The following is a 23,292-nucleotide window of genomic DNA, read 5'->3' on the forward strand; positions in this document are numbered from 1 at the left end:
AAGCACACGGTCGGGCGCGCCTCGCCGGGTGACTCGGATAGGGCATCGCGACAGTGCGGTTTTGGGGTCACACGTCGCTGGCGGATTTGCCGCCGGTTGGTTGCGCTGACATAGGTGGGGCCAACTCCGACGGCGGATTGCCCTCCTCCCACAGCGCGTCTGCTGCGTGCCGGCCCAAAAATGATAATTTTTTGGCGCGCGGCCGAACGCGGTGATGTGCCACCCGCACGACGAACCACGTGATGCAAGCGACCGACACGATGACAAAGCTCGGTGGCACATTGAACATGGCGGACACCGCGAGCCCAACCCAGACCGACACCACACTGATGACTGTCGAGATGAGCATTGCGGTACCCGGCCGCGCCGTCAACATGATCGCTGTCGCAGCAGGCGTTACGACAAGGGCAAAGAGCAGCAAGGTCCCGACGGCTTGAACGGCCAAGGTCACCGCGACTCCGAGCAGTGCCATGAAGATGATCGACAATGCCCGCACCGGCACGCCCTTGGCCTCGGCGACCTGGGCGTTGATCGAGGCGAACAACAGTGGACGGTAGATGATGCCGATGCTTGCAGCCAGAAGTGTCAGCAGGGCCGCGAAGGTGATCAGCTGTTGATGCGAAGCGGCCAGCAGGTTTCCGAACAAGATGCTGGTCATAGTGCTCGAGCTCTTGGTCGCCAGTGAGTTGAAGAACAGTCGCAGGCCGATGGCCATCGCCAAGACCGTGCCGGTGGCGACCTCGCGGTCGGCGGCCCGCTTGCCCAGCGCGCCGATGACGAGCGCACCGCCGACACAGAAGACCTCGAGGCCCAAAGCGACGGGCGCACCGACTTAACACCGCACCCGTCGCGCCGGGCAGCCCGACGTGCGCCAGGGCGTGCGCCGCGAACGCGGTGTTGCGGACAACGATGAAATAGCCGATGAGGCCCGCGGCGAGCGCGACGATCGACCCGCTCGGCAGGGCATGACGCATAAAGTGTGAGGTCAAGAGTGGCCACCAGTCGGCCTGGTAGCCCAAGGCAGCCAATTGTGTTGTCATACAATGCGCCTCATATAGAGCTCGCCTTGGGGCGTGTGAGCAACTTCGATCGGTGTTCCGTAGAGGTGAGTAAGCAGTGCTTCATCGACCACCCCGTCCACGGCGGCATAGTGCGCGTGCCCGCCGAGGAGATAGATCGCGCCGTCCAGCGCGTTCAGTAGGGGGTTAAGGTCATGTGCCACAACGAGAATCGTGACGGCCAGGTCGTGGTGCAAGTCTTTGAGCAGTCTGACGATGTCGCGCTGGCTACGCAGATCCAGTGATGCCAGCGGCTCGTCCGAAATGAGCAGCCTCGGTCGCGCGACCAACGCTTCGGCGATCGCCACCCGTTGGCGTTGGCCGCCGGATAAGCCGGGAGAGACGCGTGCGGGCGAATTCGCTTGCGTGTACTGTCTGCAGCGCCTCCTGGACGCGACGCCGTTGGGTGGCAGTGGCGCGTCCGAAGGCCCATTTGCCACCCGTCAACCCGAGCATCACCGCGTCGGCGACGCGGATCGCCTCGTCTGCGCCCGAAGCGCAATTCTGCGGGACGTAGCCGATGGAGTCATTGTCCTCGCCCGGGCGTTTGCCGAATTCCCGTACCTGACCTGAGGCGACTAGAATCAATCCCAGGATGACCTGTAGAAGTGTGGTCTTTCCTGCTCCGCTGGATCCGATGACGGCCACGATGCCACCGGCCGGCACCTTAAACGTGCTCTCTGACCAGATCAGCCGGCCCGCACGCACCACGCTGACGTCGTCGAACATCAATGCGATGCCACCTGAATCGACGTCAGGCGGGGACACGCAACGCCTTAGCCAGCCAGTTGAGCTGGTCGGTCTGCCAGCTCTGGAACGTTCTCGCCCCGGGTTCAACCGTCTCGGTGACGTTGACGACCGGCACACCGGTCTGGTCGGCGGCCGTACGGATCTGCTCGGGCATCGACCCTTAGGTTTGGGTGTTATAGATCAGCACATCGATCTGACGCTCGGCGAGCGCGGTGCGGAATGCCTGGATATCAGCGGGCGACGGATCGCTCTGGTTTGCCGCGGCCCGCCGATAGCCCTCCGGTGTCTTGTTGACCAGGCCCAGTGCCTGTGCCATGCGGTCGAAGATGGGCTCGGTGGCGGCATACGACTTGCCGGGCGCGCCGGCTTTGATCGTGGCGATGGCGTCGCTGTAGGGCTTGAAATCGTCGGTAAATGCCGAGCGCTGTTTGGCGAAGTAGTCGCTAGCCGAGGGAGACAACTTGGTCAGCTCGCCCATCACCGCGTCGGCGAGTGTGGTGACAGCTGACGGGCTATACCACAGATGCGGGTTGGCGCCGTCTGGGGTGTTGGTCACCTGGGCCGCGCTGACCGCTGCGGCTGTCGGGGCAGAAGTAGCCGCTAGCTTGGACGCCCACGGATCGTAACCGGCGCCGTTGAAGACGACGAGGCGTGCAGCCGCAAAGGACGCGGCCTCCGCGGGACCGGGCTCGTAGTCGTGCGGGTTCACCGAGGAACTGGTCAGGACGGTGGTCACCGTCCCGCAGCCTCCGGCAAGCGTGGAGACGATATCACCCCACTGGGCCACGCTAACCACTACATCGACTGGAGCGGTCGGGCATGGTCCCGCGGCCGACGCCCCGGTCCTGGTCGATGGTCTATTTTCCGAGCCCGATGAGCAGCCGGCGAGCGCCAGCCCGACCCCGAACGTCAGAGCGACGGCAAGGCCCAGTTTGCCGACCCGAGACGCGGCCATAACGGAAACGATAACCGTTATCGGTAGAGCGGGCGGTAACCACCTCCCAACAGGCGACTCACCCTCGCCGCCACCGACGTCAAAGCCCGCAGAAATGGTCGTGGATTAACGGATCGCGATCCAGCCAGGTCCCCGGCGCGGCGAGGGCGGTCGGTCAATGATCACGACCGTACGAGCCGCGCGATGGCGTCGGTGGCTTCTTTGATTCTGAGGTCTGCTTCTTCATCGCCGAGCTGGGCGGCGTCGAGGACGCAGTGCTTGAGGTGATCGTTGAGCAAGCCCAGGGCCACGGCCTGCGCAGCGCGAGTGAGTGCGCTGACCTGCGTCAGAATGTCGATGCAGTACTGATCATTCTCCACCATCCGCTGGACTCCGCGGACCTGCCCCTCGATGCGCCTGAGCCGGTCCAGGTAGCGGTCCTTGCTGGAGATGTAGCCGTGCGGCTCTGAGTTCAAGCCCGCTGCTACCGATTTGGTTGGCATGGTCGTCATTATTGCCTTCCTCGTGATCGCCGGCTAAGGATTTCCCGGCAAAGGAGCACCCTCGGCACGGTTCCGCCCGCAAGAACCCCCGGGGAGGGTATCCAATAGTCTTGCCGAAAGCCCACTGTGTGGTGGCCAGAGGAGGTCCCGAGTTTCGTCGACTTCGGCGCAGGTCGGTGAACAGCGGAGGTGTTCTTTACACTATACCATTGGGGGGTATAGGATCGATGGGGTGGATGTCCGGCATGTGGTGCCACCGCCAGCGCACGGGGTGAGCGGGTTGGCGCTGGTTGGCCGGACGCTCGCCGGCGTGACCGACAGCGAAGCTGTTCCTCGGGTCGGGCCCATACCTGCAGCGGGCGGCATGACTGGCCCCGCCAGGGGACCGGCCACCAATGCACGGCGGCCATGGTTGTGGACGGTGTTTGTGGTGGCGGCTGTGGTGTGGGGGCTTACGGCTGTGGCCGCTCATGGTGGGTTGTTGTCGGCGGAGCATCATCGCGCGGCCCACGTGGCGCATCCGTTGTTGACGTCGGTGGGTGCCGAGTTCGCGGTCGATGTCGATCACACGCATGTTGTGGACGGGTCGGGGCCGTCGCATCATCCTGAGCAGTTCGCCTCCGCGGTGTTGCCGCGGTCGGCCGCCGCGTTGACTGCGTTAGTGGCGGCAGTGATCGCCGTCACCGGCGTGCTCGCCGGCCTTGTGGTGCTGTCGGCCGGGCGGAGTCCGCCTCGTGGGCTGGCCACTGTTCAGACCGGTCAAGAGCTCTTGGCGCGGTTCTGTCGGTCTCGTCGCTGATTGGTCAGCGTCAGGTCGTTGTGCGCTGCGACGACGGCCGGTGACTGCTGAACCACATCCACTGCCGCCCTTATGCGCGGCACCGATATAGAAGCGACGATCATAATGAACAATCTCCGGTCTCTCGTCTTCGGCTTTTCCGCCGAGGATCCAACACCACCTGCTCGACACGGCGCCGACCAGCGAAACGGGCGTAATGCGGTCACGCCCTTTCCGGGCCGCGAGACGGTCCCTGATGGTGAGCCGCGGGAACCCAACCGCCACGAGTACGCGACCTGGGACGCCGCGTACGTGCTCGGTTCACTGTCGGCGAAGGACCGACGCGAATTCGAAACGCACCTGGAAGGTTGCCCTTCCTGCCGGGCGGCCGTCACCGAACTCAGTGGTATACCCGCTCTGCTGGCGTTACTCGACCATGACGAGGTGGCCGCCCTCGGCGGGGTCGCATTAGTCGAAGGCTCCACCGATGCGGCCATCTCCGATGCTGGTCATGGAGGCAAACGTTATTCGTGACAATGTGCAGCCCGAGACGTTGTCGTCGGCGGCCGGCGACTTTCGATGACGCTGCACGACTGTCGGGCCTGCTGAAGGCAGCGCTGGAGGTCATGGAGGCGGAGGAGGATGTTCGGCCGGGACAGATTGCTTATCCATCTGGTTGAGGAAGGAGGCCAGCACGAGGTCAGAATCGCGACCGGCATCGAAGGCATCGCGCATGATGGCAGCCGAATGTTGACGCGTCATGGTCGGCTAGTAGCGGAAGGCCTTGCCCCGACCCGGTCGCGCTGCAACCAGCCCTTGCGGTGCAGGTTGTCCATCGTCGACATCACGGTGGCGTAAGCGATCTGCCGATCGTGCGCTAGATCGTCGAAGACCTCGCGCACCGTGGTCATTGCGCTGCGGTTCCAGACCCGGTCCATGATGACCGACTCGAGCGCTCCACAACCGCGAACACGCAGGAGCCTATGGTATCGGTGGGTAGGTCACCCGGCTTGATCGCCGTGGCCAGACACGTCAACAGGCAGGGCACCACCATCGTCAACTCCACTGAGGTGATGCGGTAATGGCGTTCATCGCGCGGTTCCGCAGTTTCCCCAGAGCTAGCCGGATACTGATGGTCAACCAGTTGGTCATTGACGTCGGCTTCTACATGCTGATGCCGTACTTCGCGGGGTACCTCGCCGGCCCGCTCGGGCTCGCGGCGTGGGCTATCGGGCTGATTATGGGTGTCCGGAACTTTTCCGAGCAAGGCATGTTCATCATCGGCGGCACGCTCGCCGACCGAGTCGGGTACAAAGCGTTAATCGTTGCCGGCTGCCTGTTGCGCACCGGCGGATTTGCCACGCTGGCTATTGCACAATCTTTTAGCGCTGTGCTGATCGCTTCAGCGACAATCGGTTTGACGGCTGCATTGTTCAACCCCGCGATCCGCGCCTACCTCGCCGTCGACGCTAGTGATCGCCGCGTGGAAGCATTTGCGATGTTCAACATCTTCTACCAGGCAGGGATTCTGGTCGGTCCGCTGGTCGGGGTCGCACTGGTGGCCATCGATTTCCGGATCAGCGCACTTTCCGCGGCGGCGTTGTCCGCCGTGCTGACGGTAGCCCAACTGCTGACACTGCCTGCGCGAGACGCTGATCCCGAAACGGTGCAGACGTCGATACTGCGAGAGTGGCGGGCCGTTATCGGCAACCTGCCCTTTCTGCTGTTCGCCGCGGTGATGACCGGCTCGTACATATTGTCGTCCCAGATCTTTCTCACGATGCCGCTGCAGGCATCGGTTCTCACACTTGACTTCGAAACATTGTTAGTGACAGCGCTTTTCGTTATTTCAGGCCTGGTCGCGGTCGGCGGCCAGCTGCGGATCACCCAGTGGCTCGCCGCGCGCTGGAACCGTGGACGCAGCCTGGCCATCGCCATGACTATCCTGGCGGCCTCATTCTTGCCGTTGACCATTGCACCCGATGCTCAGCGCTTCGGGGTCTTTCCGGCACTGGCCGCGCTCCTGGTATCCGTCGCCATGCTTGCCATCGGTGCGGCCGCGGTCTTTCCTTTCGAGATGGACACCGTCGTCTCGTTAGCAGGTGGCCGGTTTGTGGCCACCCATTACGGGTTCTACAACACCATCGTTGGGACCGGAGTCCTTCTCGGCAATCTGGCCGCCGGAGCCCTCATGGGAGCTGCACGCGAGGCTGGCTTCGGCGAACTCGTCTGGGCTGGAATGATTCTCGTCGGCATCATCGCCGTGTTGGCGCTCCGCGGCCTCGACCGCCGCGGTCATCTGCAGGCGCCGGCTGTCGCGTCAGGGTGAAGAGATTGCAGCCATCAGAGCGCGAGTCCCACGGTGCCGGGCGGCCCCGACGGCCAGTGCCAACGCATGACCGCTCCCCAATGATGCCGCAGTCGTCACGGGCGCGGCCGCTCGGCAGCCAGGTAGCACAGGCGTGACACATTGCCGGTCCTCGCGATTGTAAATCCGGTATCGGTGGTCATCGCGCGGAGCTCATCAAAGACCTTATGCACCTTGGTATGACCGTGCGCAGCGCTGGTAAGCCGCTCCAAGATCGGAAGGCTCGGCGGGCGGATATCGGCGATAAACATCCGCCCAGCCGGCCGCAAGACGCGAAACATCTCCCGAACCGCGTCGCCGCGATGCTCGGCCGGGATGTGGTGGAAGGTCAGGCTGGAGACCACCAGGTCAAAGGACGCATCGGCAAACGGGAGATCTTCGGCACCGGCGGCTTGGAACGTGCAGTGTGGCGGGGTGTGCGCCGCGGCGTAATCCAGCGCCGCCTGTGATGGATCGATCCCAACGACCGCACCAGCAGGACCGACAACGGGGGCGATCCGGCGAGCGAAATACCCAGTGCCGCAGCCCACATCGAGCACCTTTTCACCAGCTCGGGCACCCGATGCGGCGACGAGCTGGTCCCATATCCGGGCGCGCCGCCCCAGGTACCATACGTTGGCCAGCACTTCATAGGCCGCTGGATACACGGTCATCGTGCCGGGCTGCTGATGGTCTCGACGAGTAGTTTCCGTGCCATTCCGATCGTTGGGCTCCGTTCGGGTCGAGCAAGAGTGTGGTCTACCATAGTTACGGTCTACCCCTATCGGGTATATGCAGGCAAGCGGAGCGCATCGTGTGTTTTCAGCCTAGGGGAAAGGGAAATAGAGCGTGAGGAAGCGACGGTTACTGACCATCACTGCTGCCGCAGTCGCGGCGCTGACATTGTCCGCGTGTGGCGGCCCGGGCGACCAGGCTCATTCCAGCACCTCAGCGGCCGGTTCTTCCGGCGTATCGACTTCGCCAGCGGGTTCGCAGGAGCACAACAGTGAGGACGTCACGTTCGCCCAGCGCATGATTCCCCACCACCAGCAGGCGGTCCAGATGAGCGACATCACCCTTGGGAAACAGGGCATCGATCCTCGCGTGATCGAGCTAGCCAACCAGATCAAGGCGGCGCAGGGACCTGAAATCCAACAGATGCAGACCTGGCTGAACCAGTGGGGTCAGCCAACATCGCCGACGATGCCGGGCAACATGACACCAGAGATGCCTAACCACGGTGGTATGCCCGGCATGACCGGAATGGACGGGATGATGTCCGAACAGGACATGCAGGCCCTGAAAGACGCACAGGGCGTCGACGCCAGCAAGCTCTTCCTCACACAGATGATTCGGCACCATCAAGGCGCAATCACCATGGCCCAGGACGAAATCAAATCCGGTCAATATCCGGCGGCCGTTGCCCTGGCGCACTCGATCGTCACTAACCAGCAGCAGGAGATCAACACCATGCAGAGCATTTTAGGGTCGCTGTAGGCGGCGATTGTCTGCGGCGCAAAAGCGCCGCCGACCACCCTGGGGGACCGGCATGTACCGGACCAAGCATCACGACTGTCGCCGGAGCCAAAGAAGTGACGAAACACAGTCGCACAAGCAGTAATTTGCGCAGCAGACAGGGTGGCGCGAACGGCTCAGCTTGGCGCGGTACGGGCTGGGGGTATAGACTCGGGCGGGTGGACGTCCCACAGCTGAAGACCGGCTTCGCGTCGCTGGGCGGGAGCGGTACTCGTGGCCACGCCGGCCGTATTACGAGGCACACCGATGCAAGCGCGCGGTCGTGGTTGCGGTCGGTGTGTGTGGTGGCGGCTGTGGTGTGGGGGATTACGGCTGTGCTGTGGGGGCTTACGGCTGTGGCCGCCCACGGGGGGTTGTTGTCGGAGGAGCATCACCGCGCGGCCCACGTTGCGCATCCGTTGTTGACGTCGGTGGGTGCTGAGTTCACGGTCGATGCCGATCACCCGCATGCTGTGGACGGGTCGTCGCATCATCCTGAGCAGTTGGCTTCTGCGGTGTTGCCGCGCTCGGCGACCGCGTTGGCTGCGTTGGGTGTGGTGGTGGCGATGCTCGCCGTTACCGCTGTGCTCGGCGGGCTTGTGGTGCCCGCCGGGCGGGGTCCGCCCTCTGGGCTGGTCCCTATTGTTGCGGGTCGAGATCGATTGACCCGGTTCTGCCTCGCGCGTCGCTGACTGGTCAGCGTCAGGCCGTGAGGTGCCTTTGGCGCCGATGGCCGGTGACCGCTGACCCACGTCAATTGGCGCGCCCTGTTGGGCGGTGCCGATGCTCAAGCGAGGATCACATGACTCACGTCCTGTCCATCGACGCCCCGCACATCTCGCGGGATCACACCTCCTGCCGGTATCCCATTGCCACCGATAGGTTTCGCCCCACTCCGCAGCAGTGCCGCCACGCTCCGGATCGGTATCGGCGGGTGGGCGCCATGGTGGGTAACACTCCGGTGCTGTGGATCGGCGAACCGTTCGGCCGCGGTGACCGCGGTTTTTGGGCCAAACTCGAAGGAGTCAACCCCGGCGGTATGAAAGACCGTCCGGCCATGCACATGGTCGAACGCGCCCGACTGCGTGGCGAGTTGATGCCCGGAGCCCGCATCGTCGAATCCACCAGCGGCACTTTGGGATTAGGGCTGGCTCTGGCCGGCCAGGTGTATCGGCATCCGGTCACTTTGGTCACCGATCCCGGGATGGAGCCGATCATCCGGCACATGCTGGCCGCCTATGGGGCGCAGGTGGATCTGGTCAGCCAGCCGCACCCCACTGGGGGTTGGCAGCAGGCCCGCAAAGACCGGGTTGCTGAGTTGTTGGCCGGCGAGCCTGATGCTTGGTGCCCCGATCAGTACAGCAATCCCGACAACATCGACGCCTACCGGCCGCTGGCGTTGGAGCTGCTCGACCAGCTTGGAAACATCGATGTGTTGGTGTGCTCGGTGGGCACCGGTGGTCATTCGGCCGGGGTGGCCCGGGTGCTGCGCCAACACAACCCGGGACTGGAGTTGATCGGCGTGGACACCATCGGTTCGACGATCTTCGGGCAACCCGCCGCCTCACGGCTGATGCGCGGGCTGGGGTCGAGCATCTATCCGCGCAACGTCGACTACGGCGCCTTCACCGAGGTGCATTGGGTCGCCCCCGCCGAGGCGGTGTGGGCGGCGCGTACCCTGGCTGCCACCTATTACACCAGCGGCGGATGGAGTGTGGGGGCGGTGGCGCTGGTCGCCGGCTGGGCCGCGCGCAGCTACCCGCGCGGCACCCGCATCGCCGCGGTCTTTCCCGACGGCCCGCAACGCTACTTCGACACCATTTACAACGACGACTACTGCCGCCAACACGACCTGCTCGACACCGCCCCGCCCAGCGGACCCGAGCAGATCAGCACACCCACCCAGGCCGTCGTCGACCGTTGGACCCGGTGCACCACCGTCGTCGACCCCACAACGACACCCCAGCCTCGCGCAGGGCAGCACTCCCGTCTGAGAATCCCTACCCCGAAAGCCGACGGCGAGAAAGTACCCGCATAAGGGTGAGTACACCAATAAAACACTGAATTGATACCAACAATATGCAGAACGGAACCCAACACATGCAATCTCCGCCCGCAAGCCAACCGGTGCAGCAGATCCTCTCCCGCGAGGATGTGGCGCTGCCCGTGCTTACCCGCAGCGACATCGCCGATCTTCCGATCACTCCCAGCGACGTGATCGAGTCCGTACGCGGCGCGTATCTGCGAGTGGCGCAAGGCTCTTCCCGCGCTCCGGCGAAAATCATGATGCGTTCACCGCATAGAGATTCAGCATCTTATGCGATGCCCGGCTATGACGGCGGTTTGCAAATCTTGGCCTTCAAAGACTATTACATGCAAAACGATGACGGCAAAAAAGAATACATCACCATCACTCTCTACGACGATAAGGCCGGTGTGCCATTAGCGTTTATGGACTGCACCCGAGTCACCACGCTAAGAACCGCGGCCAGCACCGCACTGATCGCCGCCGCATGCGCCCCCGCCGGGGCGCGCACCGCGTTGGTAAGCGGTTCCGGTGCGCAAGGCCGGGAAACTTTTCCGTTCCTGCTCAGCGCTCTTCCCGACTTGGACCGGCTGCTGCTGTTCGCCACGCATCCCGACGGAATCGCCTCGGTACGCGCGTATTTGCGCGAACAGCACCCCGACCGAGACATCGAAGTAGTGTCTAATCCACAGAAAGCCGCCGGCGAATCGGACCTCATGGTCGCGACGTCGGCCGGCCCAGCTACCGACGTCAAGCTGCGCACCAGCTGGCTCAAACGCGGAGCGCTGTTCATCTCGGTGAACGGCACAGGAGTGCACCCGTCATCGCTGCGCGACGCCGATTACGGAGTCGCAACCACCGCCGGTCAGCTGGCGGTGACCGGTACCCGCTTCGCCAATGAGGACGGCTCGCTGCCGCTGGACGCCGAACTGCCCGACATCCTTGCCGGAGCAGCGCCTCCTCGGCGGGACAAGACTGACCGGGTTTTCGTGTTCAACAGCGGCATGGCCATCACCGACATCCCGGTGGCGCATGCGCTGGCCACGCAGGCAATCGCGCTGGGGCGCGGACAGGAGATCAGGCTGTGGAGCTAGCGCCCTTGTCGTTGCCCGCAATTGCGCCGTCATGGTTTCAACAGATCACAGCCGATCCGTCGTTGCTAGCTGATATGGCTCATGCGATAGGCGGCCCGTTTCATGTACTGTTTCCGCTGCGCTTCGAGCGCAACCTGCAGGCCTTCGCCGACGTCTTCGCCTCGTCGGGGGTGCGCGGGCAAGTGCTCTTCGCTAAGAAGGCGAACAAGGCGGGATGCTGGCTATCGGTGTGCGCCAGGACCGGCGCCGGCGTCGACGCGTCCAGCGCCCCGGAATTGGTTCAGGCACTGGCCCGCGGTGTGCGCGGTGCCGACATCGTCGTCACGGGTCCGGCGAAGAACGAGGAATTGCTCTGGCTGGCCTCTCGGCACGGCTGTTTGATCGCCGTTGACGCCCTCGACGAGCTGGATCGGGTGATCGCGCTAGCCCACCGCGGTGAGGGTGCCCGCATCCTGTTGCGAGTGCTCCCAGACATTAACCCCCACAGCCGGTTCGGCCTCGACTCGGCCGAACTGGACGTCGCACTGCAACGATGCGCCCAGCAGCGGTCTCGAGTGTCCATGGAAGGGTTTTCGTTTCACCTGAACGGCTACGACGTCAAACCGCGCGCACAGCTGGCAGCCCAATTGGTCGACCGCGTCGTGCAGGCAAGAGCACAAGGGCTGGCCGCGACGGCGATTTCGGTCGGCGGCGGGTTCGCTGTGAGTTATGTTGACGCCGACACGTGGGCCCGGTTCTTGCGCGACGCTGGTGAGACAGACTTTCACAGCGGCAAGACCTTCACCCATTTCTACCCGTATTATCAGGCGCCCACCGGCGCGGAAATGTTGGCCGCGATCTTATCCAGCGAAACAGACTGCAGCGCAGGCACAGTCGGCGAAAAATTCGCCAAGACAGAAACCAAACTGCTCATTGAACCAGGACGCGCGTTGCTTGACGGGACCGGGTTCACTGTGTTTCCGGTGCAGGGGTTCAAGCGTCGAAGCGACTACGGGATCGTCACTGTTGACGGGTTGAGCATGAGCCTGTCGGAGCAATGGAAGTCCAGCGAATTCCTTCCCGACCCAATGCTGTGGCCGCAAGCAAACGGCGACAAGCACGATCCAACGAACTCTGTGCGAAGCTGTGTCGGTGGCGCGAGCTGCCTGGAATATGACATGCTGACCTGGCGCAAAGTCGTGTTGCCACGGGAACCGCGTCATGGCGACCTGCTGGTCTACCCCAATACGGCCGGCTACCAGATGGATAAGAACGAATCCGAGTTTCACCGACTTCCCCTGCCGCCTAAAATTGTGGTGAGCACCGACGGCCAGGGCCGGTTCCGCTGGCAGCTCGACGAAAACGGCTCTCGCCAGTGAGCCGTCCGCCCGTGGCCGAGACCCGCAGAGCGCGCGTTGGTTACTTGCTGGGTACCAGCCGTCAGCTCACCACATTGGCGGCACCGATCGCGGGTGTCCAATTCGCCCAAGTGGCCCTGACCACCACCGACTTGGCCATCATGGGACTTCTCGGGGTTCAGGCCATCGCCGCTGGCGGACTGGCCGCCACCTTGTACAACCTGATGCGCACCATGTGCGTCGGCATCGTCACCGCGGTGGGAAACATGGTCGCCGGCGCGGCCGGTCGCGGCGAAACACGCTCAGGTACCGATTGTCCGGATGAGCAGGCGCAGAAGGAAATACGCCAGATCACCCGATCGGCTTTCTTGGTGGCCACCGTAGCCGCTGCGCTCCTGGGAGTCGCGCTGATCGGCTTGGGTTACGTGTTGCCGCTCTTCGGGCTCGACGAGGATGTACTGAGATTGGCGCGACCAATGATGATCGCGCTCGCTCCCGGGCTGATCCCCATGGTGTGGCTCAACGTCTTGCGTCAGTTCAGTGTCGGGATGCGCCGACCGGGCCCGCTGTTAGCTGTCAGCATCGCCTCCATCGCAGTGAACGCCGGGTTAGACCTGGTGTTCATCTACGGTCTGCTGGGTATCCCCAAGCTCGGTCTCGCCGGAATCGGGCTCGCCACAACGCTGGTCCAGGTCGCTACTGTTATCGCGTTCTACTGGATACTGCGGCGCGACACCCAGCTTGCCCCACTGCTATCCATCCACGGCTGGAAAGCAGACACTCAAACATCGCGCAGCATAGTACGTCTGGGCATCCCTATCTCGCTGACCTACGGCTCGGAGGCCGGCATCACCTCGCTGGCTGCCGTGGTGATGGGGACGTTCGGACCGATCGCGCTGGCTGCCTACAATGTGGTGAACCAACTGACACGAATCGCCTTCCAGGTCAGTATCGGCTTGTCCCATGGTGCATCAATTCTCATCAGCCGCGCCGTCGGCAGAGCAGACAAAGAACATGCCCAGCAGATCGCCACCGCAGCACTCGTTCTGGGATGGCTGACCACGGCCCTGATCGGGCTGGTGTATGTCGCGGCGCCCAACCTGGTGTTGCTGCCATTTCTTAATTCTGCCGACTCGTCAACCACGGTGTTGGCCAAGCTCTTTCTGCTCTTCGCGATCGTTCAGCAGATCGTGGACTTCACCCAGAACATTGCTGTGGGCTTGTTACGAGGCATCGGAAATACTAGGACTGGATTTCACGTCACGTCGATCGGGTATTGGATGGTCGGCTTGCCCACGATACTCTTGCTCGCCTTCCCAGCGCATTTGCAGGGCCCCGGGGTGTGGATCGGGCTCAGCACAGGCTTCGCCACGACAGCAGTGTTGCTGCTGCGGCGGTTTCACCGAGACCTGCCACAAACTGTCTGACCTGCCGGGCCGAAGAAGACCTCTCGAGTAGGCGCCAGCAGACCCGCTGCAACTAGCCCAATCGTGGCCCCAGCCGGTTCAGCGGGAAGTAGGGGCGTCGCACCTTCTCCGAGGCTTACCGGGGCGTCGTCGGGCGCCAGCGGCAGCAACCTGCGGAAGCCGAAGATGCCCGGCTGGGACGCCTCCTATGGCAAGGAACCCGGCGTCAACGCGTATGCAGCGTTGAGGTTGACTCCGATACCGCAGCGGGCGCAGTCCGGACATCTGAACGAGGCTTCGCCCTCTGGGGCTTCCAATCCGCAACGGGGACAACGCAGAAATCCGAGATAGCGTGCGTTCATAACGCCCTGGCGGCGAATACATGGTCGACTGTCACGGACAGCGCGAACTTTTCGTCGGATACCGCCCTGCCATCCTGCACCATCAGTCCGAGCCCCCGTACCCACCCAGCGGAAAGGCGTCGCAAAGTAGGCAACCGTTCCGCTGCAACATGAGGGCATCGGCCGGGAGGGCCGCTCCCCCAAATCTCGACAAAGCCGATGGCCGCAGCGTTGTATGCGCCAGACCGAGAGGAGCTGAGGCCGGGTGGCAAGATGTGCATGACCGGGCTCGTCGAGCGAGTGACGGTGTCGGAAAATTCTCGCACATGCTTGGCGCCGCCATCGTTCCATGTACCCCTACGGGGTAGGTATGATGGCTGCATGATCCGTGCCGATCCGCTGCATTCCCGTGGTCCCTGGCCGTTGCCTGGAAGCCCTGGGTTTGCAGTCCATGATCGGCCGCTCATGAGGCGCGATCGCGATGGCTACTACAGCTGAGATCGTCCGATGGCTAATACGCGAGGAGGCCAGATGACAACCCCGCCCGGATATTCGGCGCAGAAGGATAACTATGCCAAGCGGCTACGCCGCATTGAAGGCCAGGTTCGCGGCATCGCCAAGATGATCGACGAAGACAAGTACTGCATAGATGTTCTAACGCAGATCAGCGCGGTCAATAGTGCCATGCGGTCGGTGGCGCTGAACCTGCTCGATGAGCACCTCGACCACTGCGTGACACGCGCAGTCGCCGAGGGCGGCGACGAGGCTCAAACGAAGCTGACCGAAGCCTCTGCAGCCATCGCACGACTCGTACGTTCCTGATCGCACGGCGGGCATGGCCAAATCCACCACGAGACCAGGAAACCGAAACCAATGTTGCAGACGCCGGCGGATGCAATTGCGGTGGCGCTATTACGGCCGGCTCGTCGGGGACCACGTTTTCAGCTAAGCGCCAGACCGATCCCGCGCGGCGACTCGGCCAAATCGCGGCTCGGGGCGAGCGGCAGTGGCGTGATCGAGATCACTGCATGCTGACACTTGGCAAACGCCCGGAGACGGGCGTACCCTCTGGGGGTATGGGGTTCTTGCGGATGCGGGCGGAGGCCGGGCGCGTGGCCGCACGCAGCCGGCCACAGCTGCGCTTCCTCGTCGCTGTTCTGGCGGCGGTGGGGATGCTGGCGATCGCCGCCCATTCCGACGTGCTGCGGTCGATATCCCACACGCCTCTGTCAGCGCACGCTGTGGCGCCCTCGCTGGGCGGAGAATCCGCTATCGCCGTCGGTCACCCACACGTTGACAATGGTTCGTCCGGCGTGCACCACGAGGCGTTCCCGACTGTGATGCTGACGAAGTCGTCGTTCACCGCTCTGGTTGCGCTTGCTCTGGTGGCGGCCTTAGTCGTCATCGCGGGTTCAACGGCCAGTCTTATGGTGCCGGCTGGGCGGGGTCCCCCGCTTGGGCCAGCGGGTGCCCTCACGGGTCAAGATCTGTTGACCCGGATCTGTCTTTCTCGTCGCTGAATGGTCAGCGTCAAGCTGTTGTGCTTTGCCACAACGGCCGGTGACTGCTGCCCATGTCAATGGCCGCGCTCTGCGTTGCGGCCTTACCGCAGAAAGCGACGATCTCATGAACAACCTTCTGTCCTTGAAAGCCTGCGAGCTCTCCGACCTGTCCCTCGACACCATCGACCTGCAGAGCTCCCCGCAACCCACCCTGGCGAACGGCCAACGCACCGCCGCCAGCTGCCAGCCCGCCCCTGGTCCTAATCACCGGCCCAACGCCTTGGTCGGCAACACTCCGGTGCTACGCATCTCGGAGCCGCTGACCGCCGCCGATCGCGGATTTTGGGCCAAACTCGAGGGGTTCAACCCAGGCGGCAGCATGAAAGACCGCCCGGCCCTGCACATGGTTGAACGCGCCCGTGCCCGCGGCGAGCTGCGGCCCGGGGCCCGCATTGTCGAGTCCACCAGCGGATCACTCGGGTTAGGACTCGCGCTGGCCGGCACGACCTACGGGCATCCGGTCACCGTGGTCACCGACCCGGGCATGGAGCCAATCGTGCAAAATATGCTGCGCGCTTACGGCGCCGACGTCGATCTGGTCACCGAGCCGCACCCCACCGGGGGCTGGCAACAGGCCCGCAAAGACCGGGTCGCCGAACTGCTGGCCTCCGACCCCGAGGCGTGGTGCCCCGACCAGTACACCAATCCCGACAACGTCGACGCCTACCGGTCGCTGGCGCTGGAGCTCATCGACCAACTCGGGCAGATTGACGTCCTGGTCTGCTCGGTGGGCACCGGCGGCCACTCCGCGGGCGTCGCCCGGGTGCTGCGCGAGTTCAACCCGAACCTGAAAGTCATCGGCGTAGACACCATCGGTTCGACGATCTTCGGCCAACCCGCCACCAAGCGGCTGATGCGCGGGCTGGGGTCGAGCATCTATCCGCGCAATGTCGACTATGCGGCGTTCGACGAGGTGCACTGGGTGGCCCCGGCCGAGGCGGTGTGGGCGGCACGCGCCCTGACCGCCACCCACCACGCCAGCGGCGGCTGGAGCGTCGGCGCGGTTGCGCTGGTGGCCGGTTGGGCGGCGCGCACCATGTCACCGGGCACCACTATTGCGGCGGTCTTCCCCGACGGTCCGCAACGCTATTTCGACACCATTTACAACGACGACTACTGCCGCGAACACGGTCTGCTCGATCACCTTCCCCCCGACGAGCCGGCCGTTATCACCGACCCTGGTGAGCTGGTCGTCGAATCCTGGACGCGGTGCGCGACCGTCATCGACCCTGCTGGAGCCCTGCGATGAGCGAGTTCATGGCACAGTTTCGCAGCTTCGACCGGCCGGCCCGGTTGCTGATGATCAACCAGTTTGGCATCAACATGGGTTTCTACATGCTGATGCCCTACCTGGCGGCCTACCTCGCCGGCCCGCTCGGGCTGGCGGCGTGGGCCATCGGGCTGGTGCTAGGTGTCCGCAACTTCTCCCAGCAGGGCATGTTCGTCGTGGGCGGCACGCTGGCCGACCGGATTGGCTACAAGCCGTTGATCGTGGCCGGATGCCTGCTGCGTACCGGCGGATTCGCCTTGCTGATCGTTGCCCAGTCCCTACCAGCGGTGCTGATCGCCTCCGCGGCCACCGGTTTCGCCGGGGCATTGTTCAACCCGGCGGTGCGCGCCTACCTGGCCGCAGATACCGGCGAACGTCGGGTGGAAGCCTTCGCCGTGTTCAACATCTTCTACCAGGCCGGGATTCTGTTGGGCCCGCTGGTCGGAGTTTTGCTGGTAGCGATCGACTTCCGGGTTACCGCTGGTGCCGCGGCTGTCGTCTTCGCAGTGCTCACGGTGGCGCAGTTGCTGGCGCTTCCGCAGCACACCGCCGAACCGGCACAGGAAAAGACCTCCATACTCGATGACTGGCGGGTCGTCATCGCTAACCGGTCCTTCCTGCTCTTCGCTGCGGCGATGATCGGCTCCTACGTGCTGTCCTTCCAGATCTACCTCGCCCTTCCGCTACAAGCTTCGATAATTTCGCCGCGCTACCAATCCGCGCTAGTAGCAGGGGTTTTCATCGTTTCAGGTCTGGTCGCTGTCGCAGGACAACTGCGCATCACCCGCTGGTTCGCCGCACGATGGGGCCGTGGGCGCAGTCTGGTCATCGGCTTGACGATATTGGCGGTCTCCTTCGTGCCACTGACCCTCATCCCCGATAGTTCCGCATACGGGACACTTGCGGCGGCCGCCGCGCTACTGCTATCAGCGGCCGGGCTGGCCGTTGGCGGGGCCGCGATCTTCCCGTTCGAAATGGACACCGTCATGGCGCTGGCCCGCGGCCGGCTGGTGGCAACCCACTACGGGTTCTACAACACCATCGTCGGGGTCGGAATCCTCGCCGGCAACCTGGCCACGGGCTGGCTCATGGGTGCAGCGCGCCAGCTCGGCATCGGCCAAGTCGTTTGGGCAGGACTCGTTCTCGTCGGCATCATCGCCGCTCGGGCCGTGTACCGCCTCGACCGCGCCCACCGTCTGGAAGCCCAAAACACACCGGGTACTCAGCACGTAGAGCAGGTGAGGGAGCAGACCGTGATCCAGGAGCCAACTCCATTACCCATCGTCTGCGCGGCCGTGGTAACTGAAAACGATGGCTATCGCGATCGGAGACATGAGTTGGCGCTCAGCGAATCTGCGGCCTGATGAGCACCGTGTATGAGGTTCTTCGGAAGTGCGCCCGGAATACAGGACAGGAGTTCTCGGTCACGCTAGATCCTGAGCGGCGGTGCAGCCCGCGGTCCGCAGCTACTGACCCTGCTGGCGAGGCTGCGCGGTTGCCGAGCGCGTTAACATATCGCGCTCCAATGCCAACTCGGCGTTCTCCTTGCGCAGCCGGTTGAGCTCATCGCGTTCGCTCTCGCTCAGCGGACCGCCCCCTTCAGCCTGGCACTGCGGGCAAAGGCCGTGCAGGGTGAGGCCGGCACGCTCAGACAGTGCGAAGGAACTACCCGCCATCGCATGTTCGAGTGCCGAAGTCAGCTGTTGCGCCGGTACTTCGGCGATCGAACCGCATCGGGTGCACACGGCGTGGTGGTGCGGGTCTGCGGCCAACCCATACCTCGTGACACCATCCTTGACAGTCAGCGCGTGCAGTAGGCCCTGCTCGACCAGGGTGGTCACCGTGCGGTAAATCGTCGCCAGGTCCGGCGACGTGCTCCCGACCAGTGCACCCTCGCGCAACCGCTGGTCGATCTCGGCGACCGACAGATGACCACGGCTTGGCTCGAGCACCGCCAACACCGCGATCCGCGACGCCATCCGCCGCAGCCCATGGGCGCGCAGCAGCTTCCCGAACCGTTCGGTGACGGCTGGATCCAGCGCCGACGGCTTGATCACCTATTCAGTATCGCGCGTGGATGGTCGACTCACACCAGCGAAGGACTTGCAATCTTTTTGCGAACTCTATGCATCAGCCTGGCGGCGGGTTAGTGTTTTTGTGGCACGGTTTCCACACGAGGGACGCGACATGGCAGGTCCTTTACTCAGCCGGCAGCCGTCATCGCGGTCTAAGCTGCGCGGGGCATTGACGCCGAACGATTGGCTGCGTCTGGGCTCGATGCTCGCGGTAATCGTCGCGCTACATCTGGTGGGTTGGACCATCCTGGTGCTCATCGTCGAGCCGGCGCACTTCAGTGTCGGCGACAAAGCGTTCGGCATCGGCATCGGGCTGACGGCGTACACGCTGGGCCTGCGGCACGCATTCGACGCCGACCACATCGCCGCCATCGACAACACCACCCGCAAGCTGATGAACGACGGCCAGCGTCCCTTGGCCGTCGGGTTCTTCTTTTCCCTGGGCCACTCCAGTGTCGTCTTCGGACTGGCGCTGCTGCTGTCCATCGGGCTCAAGGCCATCATCGGGCCGGTCAAAGACGATTCCTCGGCGCTGCATCACTACACCGGCTTAATCGGCACCGCCGTCTCAGGCGTATTCCTCTATCTGATCGCCGTCATTAATGTCGTCATTCTCATCGGCATCCTGCGCGTGTTCGCGCGGATGCGCCGCGGCATCTATAACGAGGATGAACTCGAAGCGCAATTAAACAGCCGCGGATTGATCAATCGCATCCTTGGACGCTTCACCCGATCGATCACCCAGTCGTGGCACATGTACCCGATCGGCCTGCTGTTCGGGCTGGGGTTCGACACCGCCACTGAGGTCGCGCTACTTGTGTTGGCGGGCACTAGCGCCGCGGCCGGCCTGCCCTGGTATGCCATATTGTGTTTGCCCGTGCTGTTCGCGGCCGGGATGTGTCTGCTGGACACCATCGACGGCTCCTTCATGAATTTTGCGTACGGCTGGGCGTTTTCCAACCCGGTCCGGAAGGTGTACTACAACATCACCATCACCGGGTTGTCGGTCGGCGTTGCACTGCTCATCGGCACCGTCGAACTATTAGGGCTGCTGGCTCAACAGTTCAGATGGAGCGGTGCATTCTGGGATTGGATCGGCGGCATCAACCTCAATGCCATCGGCTTCGTCATCGTCGGTCTGTTCGTGGTGACATGGTCAGTGGCGCTGGCGATCTGGCGTTATGCACGCATCGAGGAGAAGTGGGGCATGCAGGCCGAACGCGTCGGCTGACACGCGTCCAAAGACCGGCTTGGGTCTATATCAAGCCGCGGGCACCGCCGTGCCGGGCTCGGGCTTGATGGGATAGTGCTCACAGCCAGCTGTGCGGCCCTTTCGTCAGAGACGCCCAGAATCAGTACAGCTCGCTCCGCTTGATGGGGTCGAGCCAGATGGCTTGCTGCTCCGATTAAGCGGCAAACCGTATGCGGCGCTGAGCCTTTTACTACAGTACCGCACCTGTCGCCATCATTGCGGGCTTACAGAGCCTATTCACAAATGCTGACCGCAAAATTTCAAGCCGGTCCTGGCACGGCGTTTGCTGCCTGACAGGCTGTGCCAAGCCAGCTCTCACGCACAGCTGCGCACAACAATCGTGTGTTGTGCATGGTGCGTCCTAACACGAGCAATGTCCATCGGGATCGGCTTGATCCTCGAAGGAGAACTCCATGTCATTCGTCACCATAGCCCCGGGAACTATTTCAGCGGCGGCCAGTAACTTGCAGGGTATCGGGTCAGCCATGGCCGCGCGCAACGTTGCGGCAGCCGCACCGACAACGGGGGTCGTTCCGGCCGCCGCCGATGAGGTCTCGGCGCTGACCGCAGCGCAATTCGCCGCGCATGCCGCCCTGTACCAGACGGTCAGTGCCCAAGCCGCGGCGGTTCACGAGCTGCTGGTGAACATCCTGAACCTCAGCGGTAGCTCGTATTCGGCCACCGAAATCGCCAACGCGATGGCGACGAGCTGAAACGAAGTGGTAATCATGGATTTTGCCGCAATTCCGCCGGAAATCAATTCCGCTCGAATGTATTTAGGCCCCGGCTCGGGCCCACTGCTGGCCGCCGCATTGGCCTGGGACGCGCTGGCCACCGACCTGCACTCCACGGCGACCTCCTGCGGGTCGGTGGTCTCTGGGCTCACCAGCGGAGGGTGGCGCGGTCCCGCGTCGACGTCGATGGTGGCCGCGACTGCGCCATACCTGAGATGGATGACCGCCACCGCGGCCCAAGCTGAGCAGGCTGGCAGCCAAGCCAAAGCGGCGGCGGGCGCATACGAGGCCGCGTTCGCAATGACAGTGCCTCCGCCGGTGATCGGCGCCAACCGCACCCTGTTGATGTCGCTGATCGCCACCAACCTCCTCGGGCAGAACACTCCGGCGATCGCTGCCACCGAGGCCCATTACGCGGAGATGTGGGCCCAGGATGCCGCGGCGATGTACGGCTATGCCGGCGCCTCCGCGGTGGCCTCGACATTGACGCCGTTCGCCGGGCCGCCACCCACCACCAGCGCGGCCGCGCCGACCGTGCAGGCCGCGGCGGTGGCCCAAGCCGCCGTAACGTCCAGCGGGGCGAGCAGCCCAGCGACGCTGTCGCAGCTGTTCTCCGTGATGCCCAACGCGTTGCACGGACTCGCCTCGCCCGCGTCACTCTCGGCATCGACGTCGAGGCTCTCCGGGATGCTGGCTGGGTTGGGAATGGGCGGCACGGATCTGTCGAGCCCCGGGGGGTTTTTGGATTGGCTAGCCAACTCGCCGCTAGGGCTGAATTCCAATTTGTGGAACACCATCTTTTCGTCGGGGTTCTACATGCCGAGTAACACCGTCGGTCCGTTTTTGAGCCTACTCGGGTTGGGGGCTGCGGATGCGGCTGAAGACACAGCGTTGAGCTCGGCGGGGCAGGCTGCAGGCGCGGCCGTGGCGGCGGGGGGTGGCGCACTAGGTGGACTCGGCGGTTTGGGCGGCCTCGGTGGTGTCGCCGCAGGTTTGGGCCGAGCCGCCACCCTCGGCCCGTTGTCGGTGCCGCCGAGCTGGATCGCGCCGACGCTGATGAACCCGGCTGCCCCCCTGTTGCCGGGCACCGGGCTGGGCATCGCCCCGTCGATCGGGGTCGGCACACCGGCAAGCATGCTCGGCGGACTGCCGCTGGGCGCTCCGCCCACTAATGGCTTCGGCAGCGCTCCCAAATACGGGTTCCGGCCGACAGTGATGGCACAGTCGCCGGCCGGTGGGTAATCCGCCGCCATGCGCATCATTATCAACTGATCGACATGACCCGCGCGCACATTGACAGAGACCTCCAATGTCGCATCTAGCAGCACCTTTCCCGTGAAACAACACGAAGACAGACCAGTTCAGACCATGGATTCGTGCGACACCCACGTGTCCGCAGCTGCCGCTGTCTGCCCTGACGCCGTAGACCCGCCCACCGGTATTTCCACCTGGCCGCCGGGTCTGCGCAGCCGGACACAGTCGCCGGCTGTCATCGCGGCTTGCGAAGGCACTACCAGAAAGAAACACCCGAATGACCAAGCCCGTCCCGCCAAGCCCCGTCCCGCCAAGGGCCGTAGTGAAGCCAGTGGGCGCTCAGCGACCGTAGCCTCTCAACGCCATCGAGCAGTTTAAGAAAGACGACGCTCCGCTCAACATGCGGAGGCGAATCAAGAACATCTACGCGGAAAGCGGTTTCGACAGCATCGCCAAAACTGATCTGCGCCGCCGGTTCCATTGGTTGGGGCTCTGTCGCGGACCGGGATGGCAACACTACGCGGGCTGCCGCGCAACGGCACCGACACCCCCGCGGTCGACACGGCGGTGCTGCGGCTGCGAGCAGCCCTGGGCGACAAGGATATTGTGGCGACAGTCATCAAGCGGCGGCTACCGGCTGGCGATTGACGACTAATCACCGATCCGGCGAATTGGTTTGAGCTGACGAAGAATGCTTGCGCTCATTCAATGGCGGCTTAAGCGCGCGCCCAATATTCAGCCGCTGACCTACGGCTCAAATGTGCTCCGAGCGTTGAGGAGCTCGAAATTGCCGCCTTGTGGGTCAGCGGCGGTGCGCGATGGATGTTTTCCGAGGCATCGGGGCGCAACGCTTGACCTTGGCTCAGGGGCAAGGTCTACCGTCGGGCTACCACTGGCAGAATCCCGAGGCTGCGGAGGAAGGGCGGGTCCCAGATGTCGAAAACGCCTCAGTGGGCTGGACCGGGAAGATCATGGGTGCTTGAAGCTGTCGACGGCCTGTCGGCACAAGCACATCAAGAACGATGACGATCGTTGGACCGGCTCCCTGGTGGGAGC

The 23,292-nt window shown here is 63.8% G+C and carries 18 protein-coding genes and 6 pseudogenes; 17 read left to right on the forward strand and 7 right to left on the reverse strand.

All coding sequences use genetic code 11. From position 1 onward, the window contains the following. Positions 1–67 precede the first annotated feature (67 nt). The 4 genes and pseudogenes from AC5Y5W_RS13495 to AC5Y5W_RS13510 all read right to left on the reverse strand — a co-directional run bounded on the left by AC5Y5W_RS13495 (position 68) and on the right by AC5Y5W_RS13510 (position 3,254). Positions 68–1,040, reverse strand: a pseudogene (locus tag AC5Y5W_RS13495) (metal ABC transporter permease). Continuing rightward, positions 1,037–1,826: pseudogene (locus AC5Y5W_RS13500) on the reverse strand (metal ABC transporter ATP-binding protein). The pseudogenes AC5Y5W_RS13495 and AC5Y5W_RS13500 overlap by 4 nt, the downstream one beginning before the upstream one ends. Then, positions 1,813–2,604: pseudogene (locus AC5Y5W_RS13505) on the reverse strand (metal ABC transporter solute-binding protein, Zn/Mn family). The pseudogenes AC5Y5W_RS13500 and AC5Y5W_RS13505 overlap by 14 nt, the downstream one beginning before the upstream one ends. Positions 2,605–2,924: 320 nt before the next feature. Further along, a complete protein-coding gene (locus AC5Y5W_RS13510) occupies positions 2,925–3,254 on the reverse strand; it encodes a metal-sensitive transcriptional regulator (protein WP_500013749.1) in 330 nt (109 codons plus the stop codon). Between the two features lie 223 nt (positions 3,255–3,477). Between AC5Y5W_RS13510 and lpqS (AC5Y5W_RS13515) the strand changes: the two genes are divergently transcribed. Together lpqS (AC5Y5W_RS13515) and AC5Y5W_RS13520 are read left to right on the forward strand one after the other, a co-directional pair. After that, entirely contained in the window at positions 3,478–4,044 is a 567-nt protein-coding gene (gene lpqS / locus AC5Y5W_RS13515) for a putative copper homeostasis (lipo)protein LpqS (protein WP_500013747.1), read from the forward strand. Positions 4,045–4,335: 291 nt separating this feature from the next. Continuing rightward, positions 4,336–4,479, forward strand: a pseudogene (locus AC5Y5W_RS13520) (anti-sigma factor family protein); the annotation flags it as partial. A 168-nt stretch (positions 4,480–4,647) separates the two neighbouring features. Here the strand turns inward: AC5Y5W_RS13520 and AC5Y5W_RS13525 are convergent. Continuing rightward, positions 4,648–5,000, reverse strand: a pseudogene (locus tag AC5Y5W_RS13525) (BlaI/MecI/CopY family transcriptional regulator). A 104-nt stretch (positions 5,001–5,104) separates the two neighbouring features. Here AC5Y5W_RS13525 and AC5Y5W_RS13530 point away from each other — a divergent pair. Then, on the forward strand, positions 5,105–6,352 hold the full coding sequence (locus AC5Y5W_RS13530) for an MFS transporter (RefSeq protein WP_500013745.1): 1,248 nt from the start codon (positions 5,105–5,107) through the stop codon (positions 6,350–6,352). A 95-nt stretch (positions 6,353–6,447) separates the two neighbouring features. Here the strand turns inward: AC5Y5W_RS13530 and AC5Y5W_RS13535 are convergent, their stop codons facing one another. Next, positions 6,448–7,044, reverse strand: coding sequence for a class I SAM-dependent methyltransferase (locus AC5Y5W_RS13535; protein ID WP_500013743.1), 597 nt, complete (start codon positions 7,042–7,044; stop codon positions 6,448–6,450). A gap of 175 nt (positions 7,045–7,219) precedes the next feature. On the opposite strand from AC5Y5W_RS13535, the gene AC5Y5W_RS13540 reads away from it, so the two are divergent. From AC5Y5W_RS13540 to AC5Y5W_RS13585, 10 genes are all read left to right on the forward strand, one after another. Then, entirely contained in the window at positions 7,220–7,867 is a 648-nt protein-coding gene (locus AC5Y5W_RS13540) for a DUF305 domain-containing protein (RefSeq protein WP_500013741.1), read from the forward strand. 197 nt (positions 7,868–8,064) lie between these two features. Further along, positions 8,065–8,577, forward strand: a complete 513-nt coding sequence (lpqS, locus tag AC5Y5W_RS13545; protein ID WP_500013739.1) for a putative copper homeostasis (lipo)protein LpqS — start codon at positions 8,065–8,067, stop codon at positions 8,575–8,577. A 251-nt stretch (positions 8,578–8,828) separates the two neighbouring features. Continuing rightward, complete coding sequence (locus AC5Y5W_RS13550) at positions 8,829–9,923, forward strand: PLP-dependent cysteine synthase family protein (RefSeq protein WP_500013757.1); 1,095 nt, start codon at positions 8,829–8,831, stop codon at positions 9,921–9,923. A gap of 62 nt (positions 9,924–9,985) precedes the next feature. Further along, entirely contained in the window at positions 9,986–11,005 is a 1,020-nt protein-coding gene (locus tag AC5Y5W_RS13555; RefSeq protein WP_500013737.1) for an ornithine cyclodeaminase, read from the forward strand. Then, complete coding sequence (locus tag AC5Y5W_RS13560) at positions 10,996–12,363, forward strand: type III PLP-dependent enzyme domain-containing protein (RefSeq protein WP_500013735.1); 1,368 nt, start codon at positions 10,996–10,998, stop codon at positions 12,361–12,363. Before AC5Y5W_RS13555 ends, AC5Y5W_RS13560 begins: the two co-directional genes overlap by 10 nt. Next, positions 12,360–13,769 carry an MATE family efflux transporter gene (locus AC5Y5W_RS13565; RefSeq protein WP_500013734.1) on the forward strand — a complete coding sequence of 470 codons (1,410 nt, stop codon included), beginning with the start codon at positions 12,360–12,362 and terminating at the stop codon, positions 13,767–13,769. Before AC5Y5W_RS13560 ends, AC5Y5W_RS13565 begins: the two co-directional genes overlap by 4 nt. Before the next feature lie 851 nt (positions 13,770–14,620). Beyond that, the gene (gene ricR / locus AC5Y5W_RS13570) at positions 14,621–14,911 is read left to right on the forward strand and encodes a copper-sensing transcriptional repressor RicR (RefSeq protein ID WP_500013732.1); all 291 of its coding nucleotides are present in this window, start codon (positions 14,621–14,623) and stop codon (positions 14,909–14,911) included. Positions 14,912–15,165: 254 nt separating this feature from the next. Beyond that, entirely contained in the window at positions 15,166–15,609 is a 444-nt protein-coding gene (gene lpqS / locus AC5Y5W_RS13575) for a putative copper homeostasis (lipo)protein LpqS (protein WP_500013731.1), read from the forward strand. Between the two features lie 106 nt (positions 15,610–15,715). After that, a complete protein-coding gene (locus tag AC5Y5W_RS13580) occupies positions 15,716–16,900 on the forward strand; it encodes a PLP-dependent cysteine synthase family protein (protein ID WP_500013730.1) in 1,185 nt (394 codons plus the stop codon). Further along, positions 16,897–18,285 carry an MFS transporter gene (locus AC5Y5W_RS13585; protein ID WP_500013728.1) on the forward strand — a complete coding sequence of 463 codons (1,389 nt, stop codon included), beginning with the start codon at positions 16,897–16,899 and terminating at the stop codon, positions 18,283–18,285. The genes AC5Y5W_RS13580 and AC5Y5W_RS13585 overlap by 4 nt, the downstream gene beginning before the upstream one ends. A 102-nt stretch (positions 18,286–18,387) precedes the next feature. Here AC5Y5W_RS13585 and AC5Y5W_RS13590 read toward each other — a convergent pair whose 3' ends face one another. Then, complete coding sequence (locus AC5Y5W_RS13590; protein WP_500013726.1) at positions 18,388–18,978, reverse strand: Fur family transcriptional regulator; 591 nt, start codon at positions 18,976–18,978, stop codon at positions 18,388–18,390. A gap of 130 nt (positions 18,979–19,108) precedes the next feature. Here AC5Y5W_RS13590 and nicT point away from each other — a divergent pair, with 130 nt between their 5' ends. The 4 genes and pseudogenes from nicT to AC5Y5W_RS13610 form a co-directional block, all read left to right on the forward strand. After that, the gene (nicT, locus tag AC5Y5W_RS13595) at positions 19,109–20,227 is read left to right on the forward strand and encodes a Nickel transporter NicT (protein ID WP_500013724.1); all 1,119 of its coding nucleotides are present in this window, start codon (positions 19,109–19,111) and stop codon (positions 20,225–20,227) included. Between the two features lie 434 nt (positions 20,228–20,661). Then, on the forward strand, positions 20,662–20,961 hold the full coding sequence (locus AC5Y5W_RS13600) for a PE family protein (RefSeq protein WP_500013723.1): 300 nt from the start codon (positions 20,662–20,664) through the stop codon (positions 20,959–20,961). A gap of 15 nt (positions 20,962–20,976) precedes the next feature. Beyond that, positions 20,977–22,224 carry a PPE family protein gene (locus tag AC5Y5W_RS13605; RefSeq protein WP_500013721.1) on the forward strand — a complete coding sequence of 416 codons (1,248 nt, stop codon included), beginning with the start codon at positions 20,977–20,979 and terminating at the stop codon, positions 22,222–22,224. A gap of 528 nt (positions 22,225–22,752) precedes the next feature. Beyond that, positions 22,753–22,891, forward strand: a pseudogene (locus tag AC5Y5W_RS13610) (uroporphyrinogen-III synthase); the annotation flags it as partial. Positions 22,892–23,292: the final 401 nt, after the last annotated feature.

It is taken from the genome of Mycobacterium sp. NGS51 (assembly GCF_059812525.1).

Coding starts and splice junctions, on each gene's coding strand:
- AC5Y5W_RS13510 (WP_500013749.1), bottom strand. CDS start 3,254: ATGACGACCATGCCAACCAAATCGGTAGCAGCGGGCTTGAACTCAGAG.
- AC5Y5W_RS13530 (WP_500013745.1), top strand. CDS start 5,105: ATGGCGTTCATCGCGCGGTTCCGCAGTTTCCCCAGAGCTAGCCGGATA.
- AC5Y5W_RS13535 (WP_500013743.1), bottom strand. CDS start 7,044: ATGACCGTGTATCCAGCGGCCTATGAAGTGCTGGCCAACGTATGGTAC.
- AC5Y5W_RS13550 (WP_500013757.1), top strand. CDS start 8,829: ATGGTGGGTAACACTCCGGTGCTGTGGATCGGCGAACCGTTCGGCCGC.
- AC5Y5W_RS13555 (WP_500013737.1), top strand. CDS start 9,986: ATGCAATCTCCGCCCGCAAGCCAACCGGTGCAGCAGATCCTCTCCCGC.
- ricR (WP_500013732.1), top strand. CDS start 14,621: ATGACAACCCCGCCCGGATATTCGGCGCAGAAGGATAACTATGCCAAG.
- lpqS (WP_500013731.1), top strand. CDS start 15,166: ATGGGGTTCTTGCGGATGCGGGCGGAGGCCGGGCGCGTGGCCGCACGC.
- AC5Y5W_RS13580 (WP_500013730.1), top strand. CDS start 15,716: ATGAACAACCTTCTGTCCTTGAAAGCCTGCGAGCTCTCCGACCTGTCC.
- AC5Y5W_RS13585 (WP_500013728.1), top strand. CDS start 16,897: ATGAGCGAGTTCATGGCACAGTTTCGCAGCTTCGACCGGCCGGCCCGG.
- nicT (WP_500013724.1), top strand. CDS start 19,109: ATGGCAGGTCCTTTACTCAGCCGGCAGCCGTCATCGCGGTCTAAGCTG.
- AC5Y5W_RS13600 (WP_500013723.1), top strand. CDS start 20,662: ATGTCATTCGTCACCATAGCCCCGGGAACTATTTCAGCGGCGGCCAGT.
- AC5Y5W_RS13605 (WP_500013721.1), top strand. CDS start 20,977: ATGGATTTTGCCGCAATTCCGCCGGAAATCAATTCCGCTCGAATGTAT.